Annotated in this window: 16 protein-coding genes; 6 read left to right on the top strand and 10 right to left on the bottom strand. The window is 68.6% G+C overall.

The genetic code is table 11. The features are described from left to right. Positions 1 to 47: 47 nt before the first annotated feature. From FHP25_RS03020 to FHP25_RS02975, 10 genes are all read right to left on the bottom strand, one after another. Positions 48 to 752: an ABC transporter ATP-binding protein gene (locus FHP25_RS03020; protein WP_147845402.1), complete on the bottom strand. Its 705-nt coding sequence runs from the start codon at positions 750 to 752 to the stop codon at positions 48 to 50. Beyond that, positions 749 to 1,480, bottom strand: coding sequence for an ABC transporter ATP-binding protein (locus FHP25_RS03015; RefSeq protein ID WP_147845401.1), 732 nt, complete (start codon positions 1,478 to 1,480; stop codon positions 749 to 751). Before FHP25_RS03015 ends, FHP25_RS03020 begins: the two co-directional genes overlap by 4 nt. A gap of 138 nt (positions 1,481 to 1,618) precedes the next feature. After that, a complete protein-coding gene (locus FHP25_RS03010; RefSeq protein ID WP_147845400.1) occupies positions 1,619 to 2,887 on the bottom strand; it encodes an ABC transporter substrate-binding protein in 1,269 nt (422 codons plus the stop codon). Between the two features lie 27 nt (positions 2,888 to 2,914). Further along, complete coding sequence (locus FHP25_RS03005) at positions 2,915 to 3,979, bottom strand: maleylacetate reductase (protein WP_218578142.1); 1,065 nt, start codon at positions 3,977 to 3,979, stop codon at positions 2,915 to 2,917. Between the two features lie 118 nt (positions 3,980 to 4,097). Continuing rightward, positions 4,098 to 5,567: an aldehyde dehydrogenase family protein gene (locus tag FHP25_RS03000; protein ID WP_147845399.1), complete on the bottom strand. Its 1,470-nt coding sequence runs from the start codon at positions 5,565 to 5,567 to the stop codon at positions 4,098 to 4,100. A gap of 168 nt (positions 5,568 to 5,735) precedes the next feature. Then, positions 5,736 to 6,719 (bottom strand): hydroxyquinol 1,2-dioxygenase, encoded by a 984-nt coding sequence (locus FHP25_RS02995; RefSeq protein WP_147845398.1) that lies wholly within the window; start codon positions 6,717 to 6,719, stop codon positions 5,736 to 5,738. Between the two features lie 12 nt (positions 6,720 to 6,731). Next, the gene (locus tag FHP25_RS02990) at positions 6,732 to 7,238 is read right to left on the bottom strand and encodes a cupin domain-containing protein (protein WP_147845397.1); all 507 of its coding nucleotides are present in this window, start codon (positions 7,236 to 7,238) and stop codon (positions 6,732 to 6,734) included. Between the two features lie 145 nt (positions 7,239 to 7,383). Then, positions 7,384 to 8,268 (bottom strand): AraC family transcriptional regulator, encoded by an 885-nt coding sequence (locus tag FHP25_RS02985; RefSeq protein WP_147845396.1) that lies wholly within the window; start codon positions 8,266 to 8,268, stop codon positions 7,384 to 7,386. Positions 8,269 to 8,352: 84 nt separating this feature from the next. Continuing rightward, complete coding sequence (locus FHP25_RS02980; protein WP_147845395.1) at positions 8,353 to 9,117, bottom strand: alpha/beta fold hydrolase; 765 nt, start codon at positions 9,115 to 9,117, stop codon at positions 8,353 to 8,355. Positions 9,118 to 9,127: 10 nt separating this feature from the next. Next, positions 9,128 to 10,309: an LLM class flavin-dependent oxidoreductase gene (locus FHP25_RS02975; protein WP_178133237.1), complete on the bottom strand. Its 1,182-nt coding sequence runs from the start codon at positions 10,307 to 10,309 to the stop codon at positions 9,128 to 9,130. 149 nt (positions 10,310 to 10,458) lie between these two features. On the opposite strand from FHP25_RS02975, the gene FHP25_RS02970 reads away from it, so the two are divergent. From FHP25_RS02970 to FHP25_RS02945, 6 genes are all read left to right on the top strand, one after another. Next, positions 10,459 to 11,319 carry an IclR family transcriptional regulator domain-containing protein gene (locus FHP25_RS02970; RefSeq protein WP_178133236.1) on the top strand — a complete coding sequence of 287 codons (861 nt, stop codon included), beginning with the start codon at positions 10,459 to 10,461 and terminating at the stop codon, positions 11,317 to 11,319. A 229-nt stretch (positions 11,320 to 11,548) separates the two neighbouring features. Then, positions 11,549 to 12,757 (top strand): amino acid ABC transporter substrate-binding protein, encoded by a 1,209-nt coding sequence (locus tag FHP25_RS02965; protein WP_178133235.1) that lies wholly within the window; start codon positions 11,549 to 11,551, stop codon positions 12,755 to 12,757. 273 nt (positions 12,758 to 13,030) lie between these two features. Continuing rightward, positions 13,031 to 13,900, top strand: a complete 870-nt coding sequence (locus tag FHP25_RS02960) for a branched-chain amino acid ABC transporter permease (protein WP_178133234.1) — start codon at positions 13,031 to 13,033, stop codon at positions 13,898 to 13,900. After that, on the top strand, positions 13,893 to 14,795 hold the full coding sequence (locus tag FHP25_RS02955) for a branched-chain amino acid ABC transporter permease (RefSeq protein WP_147845391.1): 903 nt from the start codon (positions 13,893 to 13,895) through the stop codon (positions 14,793 to 14,795). Before FHP25_RS02960 ends, FHP25_RS02955 begins: the two co-directional genes overlap by 8 nt. Further along, positions 14,792 to 15,526, top strand: coding sequence for an ABC transporter ATP-binding protein (locus tag FHP25_RS02950; protein WP_147845390.1), 735 nt, complete (start codon positions 14,792 to 14,794; stop codon positions 15,524 to 15,526). The genes FHP25_RS02955 and FHP25_RS02950 overlap by 4 nt, the downstream gene beginning before the upstream one ends. Then, positions 15,519 to 16,226: an ABC transporter ATP-binding protein gene (locus FHP25_RS02945; RefSeq protein WP_147845389.1), complete on the top strand. Its 708-nt coding sequence runs from the start codon at positions 15,519 to 15,521 to the stop codon at positions 16,224 to 16,226. The genes FHP25_RS02950 and FHP25_RS02945 overlap by 8 nt, the downstream gene beginning before the upstream one ends. Positions 16,227 to 16,258: the final 32 nt, after the last annotated feature.

Genomic DNA, 16,258 nt, shown 5'->3' with positions numbered 1-16,258 from the left:
CACCGCAAGGTCCTTCGCTTCGCTCAGGACAACAGAGAGTCACAACGCTACATCCCGAAATAGGCGGCGCGGATCTGCTCGCGCGACAGCTCTTTGGGCGTGCCGCTCAACGTCACGCGCCCTTCCATGAAGCAGTAGACCCGGTCGGCCACCTGCAGCGCCTGGTTGATGTCCTGCTCGACCACGACGATCGCCGTGCCCTCGGCGCGGATCGCGGGCAGGGCGGCGTACAGGTCGCGGATCACGACCGGCGCCAGGCCCAGCGAGACCTCGTCGCACAGCAGCAGCTCGGGGTTGGTCATCAGCGCCCGGCCGATCGCGGCCATCTGCTGCTGGCCACCCGACAGCGACGTGGGCGCGGCGCGGCGCCGCTCGGCCAGCACCGGGAACAGGCGGTAGAGCCGCTCCAGCGACCATGGTCCCTGGCGGCCGACATCGGCGCCGATCCGCAGATTCTCCTCGACGCTGAGCGAGCTGAAAAGCCGGCGCCCCTCGGGCACCATGGCGATGCCGCGGGCCACGATCCGGTCGGGCGGCATGCCGCCGATCGCGCTGCCGCGATGGCGGATGCGGCCGGGCTCGGCGGCGAGCACGCCGCAGACGGCGCGCAGGAAGGTCGACTTGCCGGCGCCGTTGGCGCCGATGATGGCGATGGTCTCGCCCGGCGCGATCGCGACATCGATGCCGAACAGCGCCTGGAAGTCGCCGTAGAAGGCTTCCAGCCCATGCGTCTCCAGCAGTGCCGCCCTCACGCCGCCGCCTCGTCGATGCCCATGTACACCGACTGCACGCGCGCATCGTTCATCACCGCCTGCGGCTCGCCGTCGGCCAGCAGCCGGCCGAAATTGATCACCACCAGGCGGCTGGCCACCGACAGCAGCGCATGCACGACGTGCTCGATCCAGATCAGCGACACGCCGCTGCGGTGCACGGCGCGGATGGTCTCGACCAGCGCCTGGCATTCGCCCTCGGTGAGGCCGCCGGCGATCTCGTCCAGCAGCAGCACCTTGGGGCCGATCGAGAGCGCGCGCGCCAGCTCCAGGCGCTTGCGCTCCAGCAGGGTGAGCGAGCCGGCCAGCCGGTTGGCCTTGCCCAGCAGGCCCGTTGTCTGCAGCACCGCGATGCACGAGTCGTGGCAGTGCCGCTCGGGCCGCCCGCCGCCGAACGTGGCGCCGACCAGCACGTTCTCGAACACCGTCATGCCGGCGAACGGCTGCGGGATCTGGTACGAGCGGCCGATGCCCAGCCGGCAGCGCGCCGGCGGCGCCAGCCGCGTGATGTCGCGGTCCGCGAACAGGATGCGTCCGGCGCCCGGCGCCACGCCGCCGGTGATCAGGTTGAACATCGTGCTCTTGCCGGCGCCGTTGGGCCCGATCACGCCCAGCGCCTCGCCTTGCGCCAGGCTGATCGACAGATCGTCGATCACCTTGAGCGCACCGAACGATTTGGAGACGCCGTCAAGCCGCAGGATCGTGGTCATGGCTTTCTTCCTCCCCAGCTTTGCTGGGGAGGTGCCCCGAAGGGGCGGAGGGAAGCCAAGGTGATCTTGGTTGCAGAGATCACGTCGGATCCCCCTCCGGCCTTCGGCCACCTCCCCCAACTTCGTTGGGGGAGGGATTCACCCGATCGCTTCCATCTTGCCCGCGATCGGGATGTTGGGCGCGGTCTGGTTGTCGGTGATCACCAGGTCGTACTTGAAGGTGCCGCCGCGGCGCCATTGGCCGCCTACCAGCGGCGTCTTGGCGACGTTCTTCACCGGTCCCGCGCCCCAGGCGATGGGGCCGACAATGGTGTCGAGCCTGGTCTTGGCGGCGGCGTCCAGCACGCTGGCGCGCTCGCCGGCGCCCTTGGAGCGCTTCATCACGTCGACCGCGACCTCGAACAGCGCATGCACGAAGCCGATCGGCTGCGTCCACTGCTTCTTGCTCGCCTGGGTGTAGCCGTCGGCGAGCTGCTGGGCGCGGGCGCCGGTCAGCGACGACTTGAACGGATGGTGCGGCGTCCACCACACCTCGGTCGAGAGGTTGTGCCCGGCATTGCCCAGGCCCTCGAGCACGACCGGGAACAGCAGCGCCTTGCCGATCGACACGGCCTTGGGCTTGAAGCCCTGCTGCTGCGCCTGGTTCCAGAACGTGGTGAGGTCGGGCGGGATCACGACGCCGGTGACGACCTCGACATTGGCCGCCTTGAAGGCCGAGATCTGGGCCGAGAAATTGTCGTTGAGGTTCTGGAAGCGGCCGGGATCGGTGAGCTTGTAGCCCAGCTTGCCCAGCACCGGCGGGAAGCCGCGCTCCTTGTCGCCCCAGGCGTTGCCGTCGCCGTCGTTGGGGAACAGCCCGCCGACCGACTTGTTGGTCGGCACCTGGCCCCACATGTTGGTGTAGACCGCGATCACGTCCTCCAGGCCCCAGAAGAAGTGATAGGTGTACTTGAAGCCGGTGTCGGGCTTGCCGCCGCGCGCGAAGAACCAGGGCTGCCACGGCGCCACCGACGACACGCACGGCACCTCGTTGACCTCGCACTGGTCGCATACCGGGTTGGTGGTCTCCGGTGTCGAGGCCACCAGCATCAGGTCGACCTCGTCCTTCAGGATCAGGTCGCTCGCCACCTCGGCGGCACGGTTGGGGTTGGACTGGCTGTCCTTGACCAGGATCTCGAACGGCTGGTTGCGGCCGCCGATCGACAGCCCCGCCTTGGTCGCCTCGCGCACGCCCGCGATCACGAAGTTGTCGGCCTCGGCGAACGGCGCCAGCGGCCCGGTCTGCGGGCTGACATAGCCGATCTTGATGCGCCTGGCCTGGGCGATCGCCGGCGCGCCGATGACGCCGGCCGCGGCAAGGCCGGCGGCGGAGCCTTTGAGCGCCCCGCGGCGTGTGATCTCCCTCATCGTGTCCTCCCTTGTTATGTACGTTTCTCAGGCAGACGGCGGCGCGCCCGACCAGGCGTCCTGCAGCAGCGCCCGGATGGCGGCGCGATCGATCGGGCGCGGGTTGGGGTAGGGCTCGCGGCTGGCGATGTCGGCGGCGCGGTCGAGGTCGGCTTCCTGCACGCCCAGGGTGCGCAGCGCCGTCGGCGCGCCCAGCCGCTGCGCCAGCGCGTGCAATCCCAGCGCCGCGTCATCGGCGCCCAGGGCGTGCGCGATGCGGGCCATCGCCTCGGGCGCCGCGTCGCGGTTGTAGGCCGTGGCATGCGGCAGCACGATCGTGTGCGTCTCGGCGTGCGGCAGGTTGAAGGTGCCGCCCAGCGTGTGGCACAGCTTGTGGTGCAGCGCCATGCTGACCGCACCCAGCGAGGCGCCGGCCAGCCAGGCGCCATAGAGCGCATCCGAGCGGGCGGCAAGATCGTCCGGCCTGGCCATGATGGCGGGCAGCGCGGCGGCCAACGCGCGAATGCCCTCCGCCGCCCACATCGACACAATCGGATTGGCGTCGACGGCGTAGAGCGCCTCCACGCAATGGGCGATGGCGTTCATGCCGCTGGTGGCCGACAGCGCCGCCGGCAGGCTCAAGGTCAATGTCGGATCGTAGATCACGGTGCGCGGCAGTACGCGCGGATCGCGGCCAGTCTTCTTCAGGCCACCCTCGGTGAGGCCCCAGATCGGCGTCATCTCCGAGCCGGCGTAGGTGGTGGGCACCGCGATGATCGGCAGGCCACTGTCGAGCGCGATCGCCTTGCCCAGCCCGGTGGTCGAGCCGCCGCCGACAGCGATGGCGCAGTCGGCGTTCAGGCGCCGCGCCTCGGCACGCGCTTCACGCGCCGTCTCGATCGGCACATGCATGACGGCCTTGGGGAAGATTCCGGCGCTGCGCGCGCCGAGATGGCGAGCGACGTTCTGCGCCACGGCGGTCTGCTCGGGCGTCGACAGCACGATGGCGCGCTCGGCGCCCAGGCGCACGACCTCGTCCGGCAGGCACGCAAGCGTGCCGGCGCCGAACACCACCCGGCCGGGCAGCTGGTCATAGGTGAAGGGACGGATCATGGTTGATTCAATCCATCATGCCAGCTGTGCAAACTGTCATCCCGAGCGCAGCGAGGGATCTCCTGCGAAGCGAGACCCCACTCGCGGGAGATCCCTCGCTGCGCTCGGGATGACGGGATCATCGCGGGTACCAGGGCGGCAGGCGGGCGTCGACGTTGACCCACACCGACTTGGCATCGGTGTAGTCGTGCATCGCCTCGAAGCCCATCTCGCGGCCGTAGCCCGAGGCCTTGACGCCGCCGAACGGCGAGCCCGGATTCACGCGCTTGTACGAGTTGATCCACACCATGCCCGCCTGCATGGCGCCGGCGACGCGGTGGGCGCGCTGCAGGTTGGCCGTCCACAGGCCGCCGCCCAGCCCGTAGTCGGTGCTGTTGGCGATGCGGATCACCTCGTCCTCGTCCTTGAAGCGTGTGACGCTGACGAACGGGCCGAACACCTCCTCCATGCAGATCCGGTCCTGCGGCTGTGCCGTCACCACGGTGGGCTTGACGTAGTAGCCCTTGCTCAGCGCCGCATCCGCCGGTGGCCCGCCGCCGGTGAGGATCTCGCTGCCGGCCTGGTGCGCGATCTTGCAGTAGGCCAGCACCCGGTCGCGATGGCCGGCCGAGGTCAGCGGGCCCATCTCCGTCGCCGGGTCGAGCGGATCGCCCACGCGTATGGAGCTGGCGAGCTTCACGAAGCCGTCGAGGAACTGATCGGCGATCTTCTCGTGCAGCAGCAGGCGGGAGCCGGCGATGCAGGCCTGGCCCTGGTTGTGGAAGATCGCGAAGGCCGAGCCGCCGATCGCCGCCTGCAGGTCGGCGTCGTCGAACACGATGTTGGCGCCCTTGCCGCCCAACTCGAGCTGCACGCGCTTGAGATTGCCGGCCGACGCTTCGACGATCCGCCGGCCGGTGACGGTCGAGCCGGTGAAGGCGATCTTGGCGACGGCCGGATGCTCGGCCAGGCGCTGCCCGGCCGTGGCGCCGTAGCCGGGCACGATGTTCACCACGCCCTCGGGGAAGCCGACCTCGGCCATCAGCTCGGCGATGCGCAGGGTCGACAGCGGCGTCAGCTCGGCGGGCTTGAGCACCACCGTGTTGCCCGCGGCTAGCGCCGGGCCCATCTTCCAGCTCGTGAACATCAGCGGGAAGTTCCAGGGCACGATCTGGCCCACCACGCCCAGAGGCTCGCGCTGCACGTAGTTCAGGAACCCCGCCTCGACCGGCACCACCGAGCCCTGGACCTTGTCGGCCATGCCGCCGAAATAGCGGAAGGTCGCGGCCGTGCGCGGCACGTCCAGCACGTGCGCGTCCTTCAGGGGGTGGCCGGTGTCGATCGCCTCCAGCCGCGCCAGCGCGTCGACATTCTCCTCGATCTTGTCGGCCAGCTTCAGCAGCAGCCGGCCGCGATCGGCCGCCGGCATGTCGCGCCAGGCCGGGAATGCCTTGCGCGCCGCCGCGACGGCGCGGTCGACATCGGCGGCCTTCGCTTCCGCCACCTCGGCGATCACCGACCCGTCATGCGGGTTGAGCGTCGGGAACGTGGCGCCATCGAGCGCCGGCACGAAGTCGCCGCCGATGAAGAGCCTGGTCTGGTAGCCCATCGCGTTTTCTCACTCTTGATCTCCTCTCCCGCAAGCGGGAGAGGAAGGGGCCCATCGCGTCAGCGATGGGAAGGTGAGGGCGTCACACGGGGGTGCCGTGCGTGAAGCCCTCACCCGCCGCGCTTCGCGCGCCAACCTCTCCCGCTTGCGGGAGAGGTTGGGAACGGCTCAGAACTTCACCGGCGTGACCGGCGCCTTGCCGCTGGCGATCAGCTCGGGGATCTTGCCGGAGTTGTTCTCCCACACCAGCAGCATCGAGCGCTTGGCCGAATAGCCCTGGTGGCGGATGTCGGCCGGCATGGCGGCGATGTCGCCCGCCCGCATGGTGACGTTGGCGCGCGGCGCGCCGGTCTCCTTGTCCTTGACCACCCAGGTGATCTCGTCGGACATCTGCAGGAACCATTCGACGCGGTCGTTGCCATGCTCGACCGGCAGGATGAACTCCTCCGAGGTCGGGCAGTACAGGCTCTCGCGCACGACGGAGCAGACGCTGGGGTTCCAGGTCACGTCCGAGCGCGAGAGGTAGCCGAACAGGTTGAAGGCCCGCACCTCGTCCTCGAAGCCCTGCTCGGCATGGATCTCGGGCTGGTCCTGCGGCACGTCGGCGAAATGCCGGTTCACGGGATAGCCGTTGGCGTCGGTGCGGACCGGCGTGTCGCCGGCGCAACCCACCATGCGCTGCGCCGTCACGCGCTGGCGGCTGATGGCGTCGACGTTGCTGCCGTTCTTGCGGCCGTAAGGGTTGGCCGTCTCCTCCGGCGCCGCGAACGGGTCGTAGCCCTTGTTGGTCCAGTCGTCGAGGACGGCCTTGAACGTGGCCATCAGGTCGTCCGACGAGAACGTCTCGACGTAGTCGAGGCCGGCATTGCGGTAGGCGTCGTTGAAGCGGCCGGCGAACATGTCGACCGTGCCGTAGTGGTTCAGCGTGCCGAAGACATGGTCGAAGTTGACCGTGCCGTAGAAGAAGTTCCAGGCCACGTCGCGCTGCAGGGCGCGCAGGAAGACGTCGGCCGGCATCAGGTGGCTGCCCTTGGGCCACTTCACCTTCACGAAATACTCGTCGCGGCTGAACTCGAACTTGCCCTTCTTGAAGCTGCGATAGCCGTAGTAGTTGTCCGGCTCGGAGGCCTGGACGGCGATGGCGCTCGACATCTCGGATCTCCTTCAGATCGACCTGGTCTCGCAGATCTCGGCCCAGCGCTCGATGGTGAGCGGGCCGTGCACGGTCTGGATGGTGATGACGCCCGGCGCGTCGGCGTGGAACTGGTAGGCGGCGCCCTTGGGCAGCAGCGCCATGTGGCCGCGCCGGCAGACCATGCGTCCCATCCGGGGGCCGCCCGGCGCGTCCTTCATCTGGATCGCGCCGTCGCTGCCGGCCGGCGCCGCCTGGCCGGCACCCGGCTTCTGCAGCCGCACCTCCACGGTGCCGTCCATGACCAGGGCGAACTCGTCATGGTCGCAGGTGAACCAGGGCGAGGTGCCCTCGGCGCGCAGGCACTCGATCACGTACTCGAAGTTCTTGCCGACGGCGATCCGCTCGTAGGGCCTGGCCTTCGACGCCACCTCGAAGACGTTGGAGAACACATAGTTCCGGGGGTCATCGTTGATGACCTGGATGCCGCCCTTCTGGTAATCCGCCAGAGAGCCGAAGACGGTCTTCACATCGGGCATGGTTTCCTCGTGGGCTCTTGTTCTTGAACGCCATGCTATCCGGACGGCGGCCGTGCGGCCTGCACGAAACCCGGACGGTTCTGCACGAAATCGAGAAAACGTTGCGCCAACCCCACCTGCCATCCCGAGCGCGGCGAAGAGCGCCTCAGCTGCCGTCGCGCCGATAGCGGCCGGGTGTGCTGCCTGTGAAGCGGCGGAACATCCGGCTCAGGTGCTCCTGGTGCGAGAACCCGCAGCGCGCGGCGATGTCGGCCAGGCTCGAGCCGGCCTCCTCGGTCAGCAGCCGCTTGGCCCGCTCGACGCGGCGGGTGAGGACGTACTGGTACGGCGAGACGCCGGCGGTGGCCTTGAACGTGCGCAGGAAATGATCGGGGCTGACGCCGCAGGTCCGGGCCATGGCGTCGAGACGGATGTCGGCGCCGATATTGGCCTCGACGAAGTCGTGCACGCGGCGCAGCTGCCGGCCGGTCAGCTGGTAGCGCCGGCGCGGCTCGGCCGGGCGCTGCCTGAAGTTCATGTCGATGAAGCGCCCGGCAAGCGCGGTGGCGATCGGGTCGACCGCCAGCGAGGGGGCCGCTTCGGCGATGATCGTGCCGACCGCCCCGGCCAGATGCTCCAGGACGGGATCGCGCTCGCCCAGCAGCGGTGCCAGGCCCGTCAGGGCGGCGATCGGTCCGTTCTCGCGCTCGAACAGCGACGCGCGCAGGTAGATATGCGTGGTGTCGAGCGGGCCGCGCAGGTGGACATGGCACTCCTGTCCCGCCGGCAGGAAGAAGACGCCGCCTTTGGGGATGTGCCGGGACACGGCGTGGCGTCCCGTGTTGTAGATCATGTCGACGGGACCGCCGCGATGCAGGACCATCAGGCAGTCGGCATGGGCGTGGAAGCGCGCTTCGAAGGGCTGCTCGCGCTGCGTCGACGCGAACGCGGATGTCCACCCCAGCCCGTCGCTGGAGGCGCTCACCTGCGCGCCGACCTGCTGCAGGATTCCGTGCGTTTCACCTGCCCCGAAGACCGACCTTGCTTGCATCGTGTCTGACCATGATGAGACAGACGATGGTCGCCCAGTGAACTCCAAAGCCCCGGTCAATTCAATCGCCGTGTCGGAAGGTTGTCACTGCAGGAACTGCTGCACCGCCTTCACCGCCTCCGGCTTCTCGTCGAGGACCAGGTGGCCCGCCTCGGGGAAGGTCCTGACCGTGGCGCCCGGGATCAGCCTGGCCCAGTGCGGGCCCTGCGCCGCCGGCACGATACGGTCCTGCTCGCCGTAGACCAGCATGGTGGGCACGGTCACCCGGTGCAGCCAGCGCGGCAGCTTGGGGTCATGTGACCGCTCCCAGGCCACGCGCGCCACGGTCGTGATCTCGCGGAAGCGGTCGACCGTAAAGTCGACGTCGAAGCCGGCCGGGAGGTGCGGCTTGATGACGTCGAAATTGTGCACCAGCATGGCCGGGACCTGCTCGCCGGGGATGCGGAAGAGGTCGGCCGTGGGCGCCTCCTTGACGCGCAGCCCGGCGGGCGCCACCAGCACCAGCTTGCGGATCCGCCGCGTGTGCTGGGTGGCGAAGCTCGCCGCCAGCCAGCCGCCCAGCGAGAAGCCAACCAGGTTCACCTTGTCCAGGCCGAGCTGGTCCAGCAGCTCGATGTAGTGCATCACGTAGTCCTGCATGGACGACAGCCCGGGATCGTCGTCCGATTCGCCGAAACCGGGGTGGTAGGGCAGCAGGACACGGAAATGCTCGGCCCAGGGCTTGGCGAACTCGAAGCCGTGGAACGTGCCACCGCCATGGAGGAAGAGCAGCGGCTCGCCCTTGCCGGCCGTCAGGTAGACGGTCTTGACGCCGCCGACGGTGATTTCCTCGCGCGTGAAAGCGGTCATGGCGGCGCTCCTACTCGGCGGCCTGCGGCAGGGACTGGCGCATGTCGGGCGCCTTGCTGCGCAGCCTGGGGATCACCTCCTCGGCGAACAGCGTCATGTTCTTGACCGTCATCCAGTGCGGCATGGTGCCGAGGTGAAGGAAGCAGTTGATGCGGCTGGAGTGGGCCTGCTCGGACCAGGCCGCGATCGATTCGGCCACCATGTCGGGCGTGCCGCAGACCACGAAGAACTGCTCGGTGAGCCCCTCCCAGGTCAGCTCGCCATGCAGGTTGGGGCCGGAGATGCGCTTGCGGAACTCGGCCGGCGTCACGTAGCCGGGCGGCACGAGATAGCGCGGCGTGGTGCGCAGCGCGTCCTTGAAGAAGAAGAACAGGTGCTCCATCCACTCCTGCTCGGCCTTCTCCTTGGTCTCGGCGACATAGGCCATGATGCCGATGATCGCCTTGTCGCGCGTGAAGGTGTGGCCGTATGACGGCGAGCGCTCGCGCAGCTCGGCGAAGGCCTGCATCTGCTTGCTGATCGGCACGAACACCGACGAGTAGCCCAGGCCCAGCTCGGCCGCGAGCTGCACCGTCTCGGGGCTGCCGGTGCCCACCAGGTACATCTTGGGATGCGGCTTCTGGTAGGGCTTGGGCCAGACGTTGAGGTAGCGGTAGGTGTAGAAATCGCCCTCGTAGGCCAGCGGCCCGTCCTCGCGCCAGGCCTTGAGCAGGATGTCGATCGATTCGCGGAAGCGGGCGCGGGCGGTGGCGGGGTTGATCGGGTTCACCCAGTACTCCATGCCGGTGCCCAGCGGCAGCGCGACCTCGAGGCGGCCGCCCGACATGACATCCAGCATGCCGTACTCCTCGGCCACGCGATGCGGGTACTCGAGGTTGAGCGGCGTGCCGAAGACGCACAGCTTGGCGCGGCTGGTCTGCGGGATCAGCGCCGCGGCGATCAGGCTCGGCGCCGGCATCATGCTGTAGCTGGTCGAGTGGTGCTCGTTGACGACCAGCCCGTCGAAGCCCAGCTTGTCGGCCAGCGCCATCTCGCGCAGGTAGCGCGTGTAGAGCTGGTTGCCTTTCACCGGGTCATAGATCGTGTTGGGGAAATCGACCCACACCGACTCGTATTTCTTGTGATCCTCCGGCAAGTGGATGTACGGCATGAAATGGAACATATTGAACTGCAGGTCGTCCGGCCTCGGCATTGCGTCCTCCATCCCGGCGCTGGTGCCGTCGACATTCGTGCCGCGGCCTCTTTGTGCGCATTGCGAACATTTGTACGATTTTGCATAATATGCTCTGCGGCCCGAGATCGAGTCAATATCGGCGCCGCCGCGGTCCAGGAGAGAAGCACATGTCGGGCGTCGTCGAATTCGTCAGGCCGGCCGCTGCAGCGGCCAAGCGTCGTGCCGCTTCGGGCGCGCGCCGGCAGCCGGACAGCGGGCGCTATTTCGTGCAGGCGCTGGCGCGCGGGCTGGCGGCGATCGAGGTGTTCCACGATGCCCGGGCGCTGACGCTGAGCGACGTCGCCAAGCGTGCCGGCATCACACGCGCCACGGCGCGGCGCCTGCTGCTGACCTTGTGCGATCTCGGCTATGCCGCCACCGATGGCAAGCTCTTTACCTTGCGGCCGCGGGCGCTGCGGCTGGGCTATGCCTACCTGTCGTCGATGGGCTGGTCGGAGGTGGCGCTCACGCACCTGCGCGAGCTGGCCGAGATCCACGGCGAGACCTGCTCGGTGTCGGTGCTCGACGGTCACGACATCGCCTATGCGGTGCGCGTGCCCGCGACACGGCACGGCGTGATGCTGGTGCCGGCCGGCGGCCGGCTGCCGGCCTACTGCACCTCGCCAGGCCGCATCCTGCTGGGCGGGCTGCCGCCCGACGCGCTCGATGCCTATTTCGAGACGGCGGTGATGCGGCCGCTGACCAAGCACACGGTGCATACGCCGGCCGGCGTGCGCAAGCTCGTCGACCAGGCGCGGCGCGACGGCTACGCCTTCACCGACGAGGAGCTCGACTACGGCGTGAACTGCATCGCCGTGCCGATCCGCGACGCGACGGGCGCGGCGGTGGCGTCGCTCAATCTCAGCGCGCCCAGCAGCCGCCTGCGCCGGCGCGACGCGGTGGGCAAGATCCTGCCCGACCTGCGCGAGGCGGCTCGCAACATCGAGATGGCGATCCGCAATCTGCCCGGTCGTCCCATGGCGCGGTGATCTTGGGCACGTACCCGTCATCCCGAGCGCAGCGAGGGATCTCCCGCGATTGACGCACCGTGCATCATGTCGCGGGAGATCCCTCGCTGCGCTCGGGATGACGGGCGCGTCGATTGTTTGATTTCAACCATTCATTGACAGGAGGCGACGGCCACAGTTACGCTCTTGTGCGTGCGCAATGCGAACAATTGTTCGACAAAACAAACAAGCGCAACGTGGGAGAGACGCCATGCAGAGGCGAACCGTTCTGAAGGGTGGAGTGTCCCTGCTTGCCGCTGCCGGCGCGCCGATGGTCGCGCGGGCGCAGGCGCCGAAATCGATCCGCATCGGCTATGCCGTGTCGCTGTCGGGCCCTTATGCGCCCGGCGCGCAGTCGACGACCTGGTCGCAGTACAAGCTCTGGGCCAAGGACGTGAACGACGCCGGCGGCATCTTCCTGAAGAAGCATGACCGCAAGGTCCCGATCGAGCTGATCGACTACGACGACCGCAGCCAGATCGAGGAAGCGATCCGCCTGGTCGAGCGCCTGATCCTCAACGACAAGGTCGACCTCGTGCTGCCGCCCTGGGGCACCGCCACCAACCTCGCGACGGCGCCGGTCTTCAACAAGCACGAGTACCCGGCGATCCACTACACCGCCTCGGCGATGCGCGTGCGCCAGCTCGGCCCCCGCTGGCCCTATTCCTTCTGGGCCCTGGTGCAGCCCGACAACGGCACCGAACCGCTGGCGGCGATGTGCGCGCAGCTGAAGAAGGAAGGCAAGATCAAGGGCCGCATCGCCATCATGCATGTCGCCGACCAGCTCGGCGTCGAGATGGCCACCGCCATGGTCGACGCCTGCAAGAAGGCCGCTGTCGAGGTCGTCTACAACAAGAGCTACCCGCTGGGCGTGTCGGACCTGCAGCCGCAGATCCGCGAGGTGATGGCGCTCGAGCCCGATGCCTTCTTCTGCTTCAGCTATCCGACCGACACCTTCATGGTGACCGAGCAGGCGCAGGTGGTGGGCTTCAGCCCGCCGATCTTCTACACCGGGGTGGGCACGCCGTTCCCGGCCTATGTCGCCAAGTTCGGCGCCAAGAAGAATGGCGTGCTGCTGTACGGCGCCGTCGACACCACGGCGCCGGGCCAGAAGGAGTACATCGAGCGGCACAAGGCGATGTTCAATCGCGGCGTCGAGATCGGCTCCATCGGCACCTATGGCACCCTGCAGATCCTGCAGAAGGCGATCGAGCAGGTGGGCGAGATCGACCGCAAGAAGATCCGCGACGCCATCGCGTCAGGCACGTTCGAGACCATTGCCGACGTGTACACGTTCAAGGACCAGGTCCATCAGACGGCCTGGGCCGTCGGACAATGGCAGGGCGACGAGGTGGTTGGCATCTATCCTGCCGACAAGCGCGGCGCCAAGCCGCTGATGTTCCCCAAGCCCAAGTGGTGATTTCGCGCGTCCCGCCTTCCCCCGGAGGGGGAAGGGCGATCACATATGAACGCGCTGCTGCCGTCTCCTCGCCCCGCGGCAGCGGGGAGAGGAAGGGGCCCATGCCGAAGGCATGGGAAGGTGAGGGGTAGGGACGATCGAGCCATGCGGCAAGAACAGGGACTGACCGCGCGTACCCCTCACCCTCCCATCGCTTCGCGATGGGCCCCTCCCTCTCCCCGCTGCCGCGGGGCGAGGGGGGAACAGGAAGGACTCGGTTAAGGGCGCCGCGCCGTGGTCCTGTTCGAAGCCATCCTGAGCGGCGTGCTGGTCGGCGGCATGTACGGCCTGATCGCGCTGGGGCTGAACCTGCAATACGGCATCGCGCGCATGATGAACCTCGCCTATGGCGAGACGCTCATGGGCGGCGCCTTCACCGCCTTCTGGTTCCTCACGCTGTGGCGCATCGATCCCCTGGCCAGCCTGCTGTTCAGCGTGCCGGTGGCGTTCTGCGGCAACTGGCTGATCTACCGCTATCTGCTGACGCCGCTGGTGCGCCGCGCCGCCAACCGGGACGTGCTCGAGGCCGACACCATCCTGGTCACTTTCGGCCTGCTGTTCGTCTTCCAGGGCGTGGCGCTGGTGCAATGGGGCGGCGAGTACCGCGGCTACACCTACCTTGCGGTGCCGGTGCATGTGCTGGGCGCCACCGTGGCGCTGAACCGCGTGCTGGCATTCGTGGCCGCGGTGGCGCTGGCGCTGGCCCTGTACTGGCTGCTGCGCGCCACCAGGCTTGGCGGCGCATTGCGGGCGATCGCGATCGATCCCGTCGCGGCGCAGCTTGTCGCCATCGACGTGCCGCGCCTGTCGGCGCTGGCCTTCGCCGCCGGCGGCGCGATCATGGCGGTGGCCGGCACGCTGGTCAGCATGTTCCTGTCGTTCAATGCCTCGATCGGCATCGTCTACACGCTCAAGGCGCTGATCGTGGTGATCATGGGCGGTGTCGGCCGCATGCTGGGCTGCCTGGCCGCGGGCCTGATCCTGGGGGTCGCCGAGGCGCTGGGCGCCTACCTGGTCGACCCCGGCCTGACACTGGCCATCAACTTCGCGCTGTTCCTCCTGGTGCTGCTCGTGCGCCCGCAGGGGCTCTTCAGCCGTGGCTAGGCTCGCGCTTGTCGCCGTGGGCGTGGCCGTGCTGGCGGCCCTGCCGCTGGTCGTGTCGGCCTACACCGTGTCGCTGCTGATCAGCATCCTGGCCTATGTCTCGCTGGCCACGGCCTGGGCCTTCTTCTCCGGCCGCACCCGCTATATCTCGCTGGCCACTGCCGCCTTCGTCGGCATCGGCACCTATACCGTGGCCCTGCTGGGCGACCACCTGCCGCTGCCGCTGGTGCTGGCCATCGCACCGGTCGTGGGCTTCGCGGTGGCGTTCGGCGTCGGGCTCTCGACCCTGCGGCTGAGCGGCGTCTACTTCGTGATCTTCACCTTCGGCCTGGCCGAGCTGATCAAGCAGCTGGTGATCTGGTTCGAGATCAACCAGACCAAGACCCTGGCGCGCTACATCTTCGTCAATGCCGGCGGCACGCTGATCTACGAGCTGCTGCTGGCCATCGCGGCGGTGGTCATCGGCGGCGTCTGGTGGCTGTCGCAGGCGCGGCTCGGCTACGCGCTGCGCGTCATCGGCGAGGACGAGATGGTGGCGCGCCATGCCGGCATCGACACGACGCGCGTCAAGGTGCTGGTCTTCGCCGCGACCTCGGCGGTGATGTCGCTGGTAGGCGCCGTGCTGTCGCTGCGCTACACCTATGTCGATCCCAATATCGCCTTCAATTCGCTGGTCGCCTTCCAGGTCCTGATCATGGCCTTGCTGGGCGGAGTCGGCCGGCCCTGGGGGCCGGCGCTGGGCGCCGTGCCGCTGGTGCTGCTGTTCGAGCTGCTGTCCGGCACCTTCCCGCATCATTTCGGCATCGCCTTGGGCCTGTGCTTCGTGATCATCGTCTACTATCTGCCGGGCGGCCTGATGGGCCTGGTGGACCGCGTGCGCGGGAGGGCACCGTGACGGCCGAGCCGCTGCTGGCGATCCGCGGGCTTCGCAAGTCGTTCGGCGGCCTGCAGGCCGTGCGCGGCGTCGATCTCGACGTCGCCGACGGCGCGATCGTGGGCCTGATCGGTCCCAACGGCTCAGGCAAGACGACGGTGCTGAACCTCGTCACCGGCGAGATCGCGGCCGACGGCGGCTCGGTCCGCCTTGCCGGCCAGGAGATGATCGGCCTGCCGGCGTTCCGCGTCTGCCGGTCGCGCATCGCGCGCACCTTCCAGCTCGTGCGCATCCTTCCGGGCATGACGACGCGCGAGAACGTCATGGTCGGCCGCCTCTTCGGCGCCGAGCCGACGACGCCGGCACGGGCCCGGGATGAGGTCGGTGCGCTGCTGGAGTGTGTCGGGCTGGCGGCGCGGGCGGACCAGGCCGGATCGCAGCTCACCTATATCGACCAGAAGCGCGTCGAGCTCGCCCGTGCGCTGGCGACGCGGCCGCGAGTGCTGCTGCTGGACGAGTGGCTGGCGGGCCTCAACCCCAGCGAGCTGCAGATCGGCATCGCGCTGATCCGGCGCCTGCGGGACGAGGGCGTGACGATCGTCATGATCGAGCATGTCATGGAGGCGATCCGGGCGCTGTGCGACCATGTCGTGGTGATGAGCGCCGGCGCCTTGATCGCATCCGGCGCCCCCGATGCCGTGCTCAGCGATCCTGAGGTCGCGCGCGTCTACCTGGGAGAGGACGATGCTTGAGGTCGAGAACCTCAGCGTCGCCTACGGCAAGCACGAGGCGCTGCGCGCGGTGTCGCTGCGCGTCGAGGCCGGCCGCACGGTGGTGATCCTCGGCGCCAACGGCGCCGGCAAGACGACCTTGCTCAACGCGGTTGCCGGCATCATCCCAGCCCAGCCGGGCGCCCGCATCACGTTCGACGGCGCGACGCTGCAGGCCGCGCCGCCGCATCGCATCGTCGAGCACGGCATCGCCCTGGTCCCGGAGGGCCGCCGGCTGTTCGGCGAGATGAGCGTGCTGGACAATCTGCGCCTGGGTGCCTATGCGCGGCGCGCGCGACAGGCGGAAGCGGCCGGCCTGGAGCGCATGCTGGCGCTGTTTCCGCGCCTGGCCGAGCGGCGCCATCAGCTTGCCCGCACCATGAGCGGCGGCGAGCAGCAGATGCTGGCGATCGCGCGCGCCTTGATGTCGTGCCCGCGCCTGCTGCTGCTGGACGAGCCGTCGCTGGGCCTCAGCCCGCGCCTGGCCAAGGAGCTGTTCGCCACCCTGCGCCGCCTGGCGGCCGAGGGCCAGTCTATCCTGCTGGTCGAGCAGGCTGTCCATCTCAGCCTCGGTCTCGCCGATTGGGTCTATGTCCTTGAGAACGGCGGCATCGCCCGATCCGCGGCGCCGGGCGACATCCGTGGCGACGACAGTCTGCGCAAGGCCTATCTCGGGCTGTGAGGCGCGCCGGCCCAGGGTTGGCAGCCGGTCCC

The organism is Vineibacter terrae (assembly GCF_008039615.1).
GTDB lineage: Bacteria > Pseudomonadota > Alphaproteobacteria > Reyranellales > Reyranellaceae > Vineibacter > Vineibacter terrae.
Note: the sequence above shows the minus strand (reverse complement) of the source record. Positions and strands in the feature narration are given on the sequence as shown.

Bases quoted from the DNA above. Each gene is read 5' to 3' on its own strand.
- FHP25_RS03015 (WP_147845401.1), bottom strand. From the start codon at position 1,480: ATGACCACGATCCTGCGGCTTGACGGCGTCTCCAAATCGTTCGGTGCG.
- FHP25_RS03010 (WP_147845400.1), bottom strand. From the start codon at position 2,887: ATGAGGGAGATCACACGCCGCGGGGCGCTCAAAGGCTCCGCCGCCGGC.
- FHP25_RS03005 (WP_218578142.1), bottom strand. From the start codon at position 3,979: ATGATCCGTCCCTTCACCTATGACCAGCTGCCCGGCCGGGTGGTGTTC.
- FHP25_RS03000 (WP_147845399.1), bottom strand. From the start codon at position 5,567: ATGGGCTACCAGACCAGGCTCTTCATCGGCGGCGACTTCGTGCCGGCG.
- FHP25_RS02995 (WP_147845398.1), bottom strand. From the start codon at position 6,719: ATGTCGAGCGCCATCGCCGTCCAGGCCTCCGAGCCGGACAACTACTAC.
- FHP25_RS02990 (WP_147845397.1), bottom strand. From the start codon at position 7,238: ATGCCCGATGTGAAGACCGTCTTCGGCTCTCTGGCGGATTACCAGAAG.
- FHP25_RS02985 (WP_147845396.1), bottom strand. From the start codon at position 8,268: ATGCAAGCAAGGTCGGTCTTCGGGGCAGGTGAAACGCACGGAATCCTG.
- FHP25_RS02980 (WP_147845395.1), bottom strand. From the start codon at position 9,117: ATGACCGCTTTCACGCGCGAGGAAATCACCGTCGGCGGCGTCAAGACC.
- FHP25_RS02975 (WP_178133237.1), bottom strand. From the start codon at position 10,309: ATGCCGAGGCCGGACGACCTGCAGTTCAATATGTTCCATTTCATGCCG.
- FHP25_RS02970 (WP_178133236.1), top strand. From the start codon at position 10,459: ATGTCGGGCGTCGTCGAATTCGTCAGGCCGGCCGCTGCAGCGGCCAAG.
- FHP25_RS02965 (WP_178133235.1), top strand. From the start codon at position 11,549: ATGCAGAGGCGAACCGTTCTGAAGGGTGGAGTGTCCCTGCTTGCCGCT.
- FHP25_RS02945 (WP_147845389.1), top strand. From the start codon at position 15,519: ATGCTTGAGGTCGAGAACCTCAGCGTCGCCTACGGCAAGCACGAGGCG.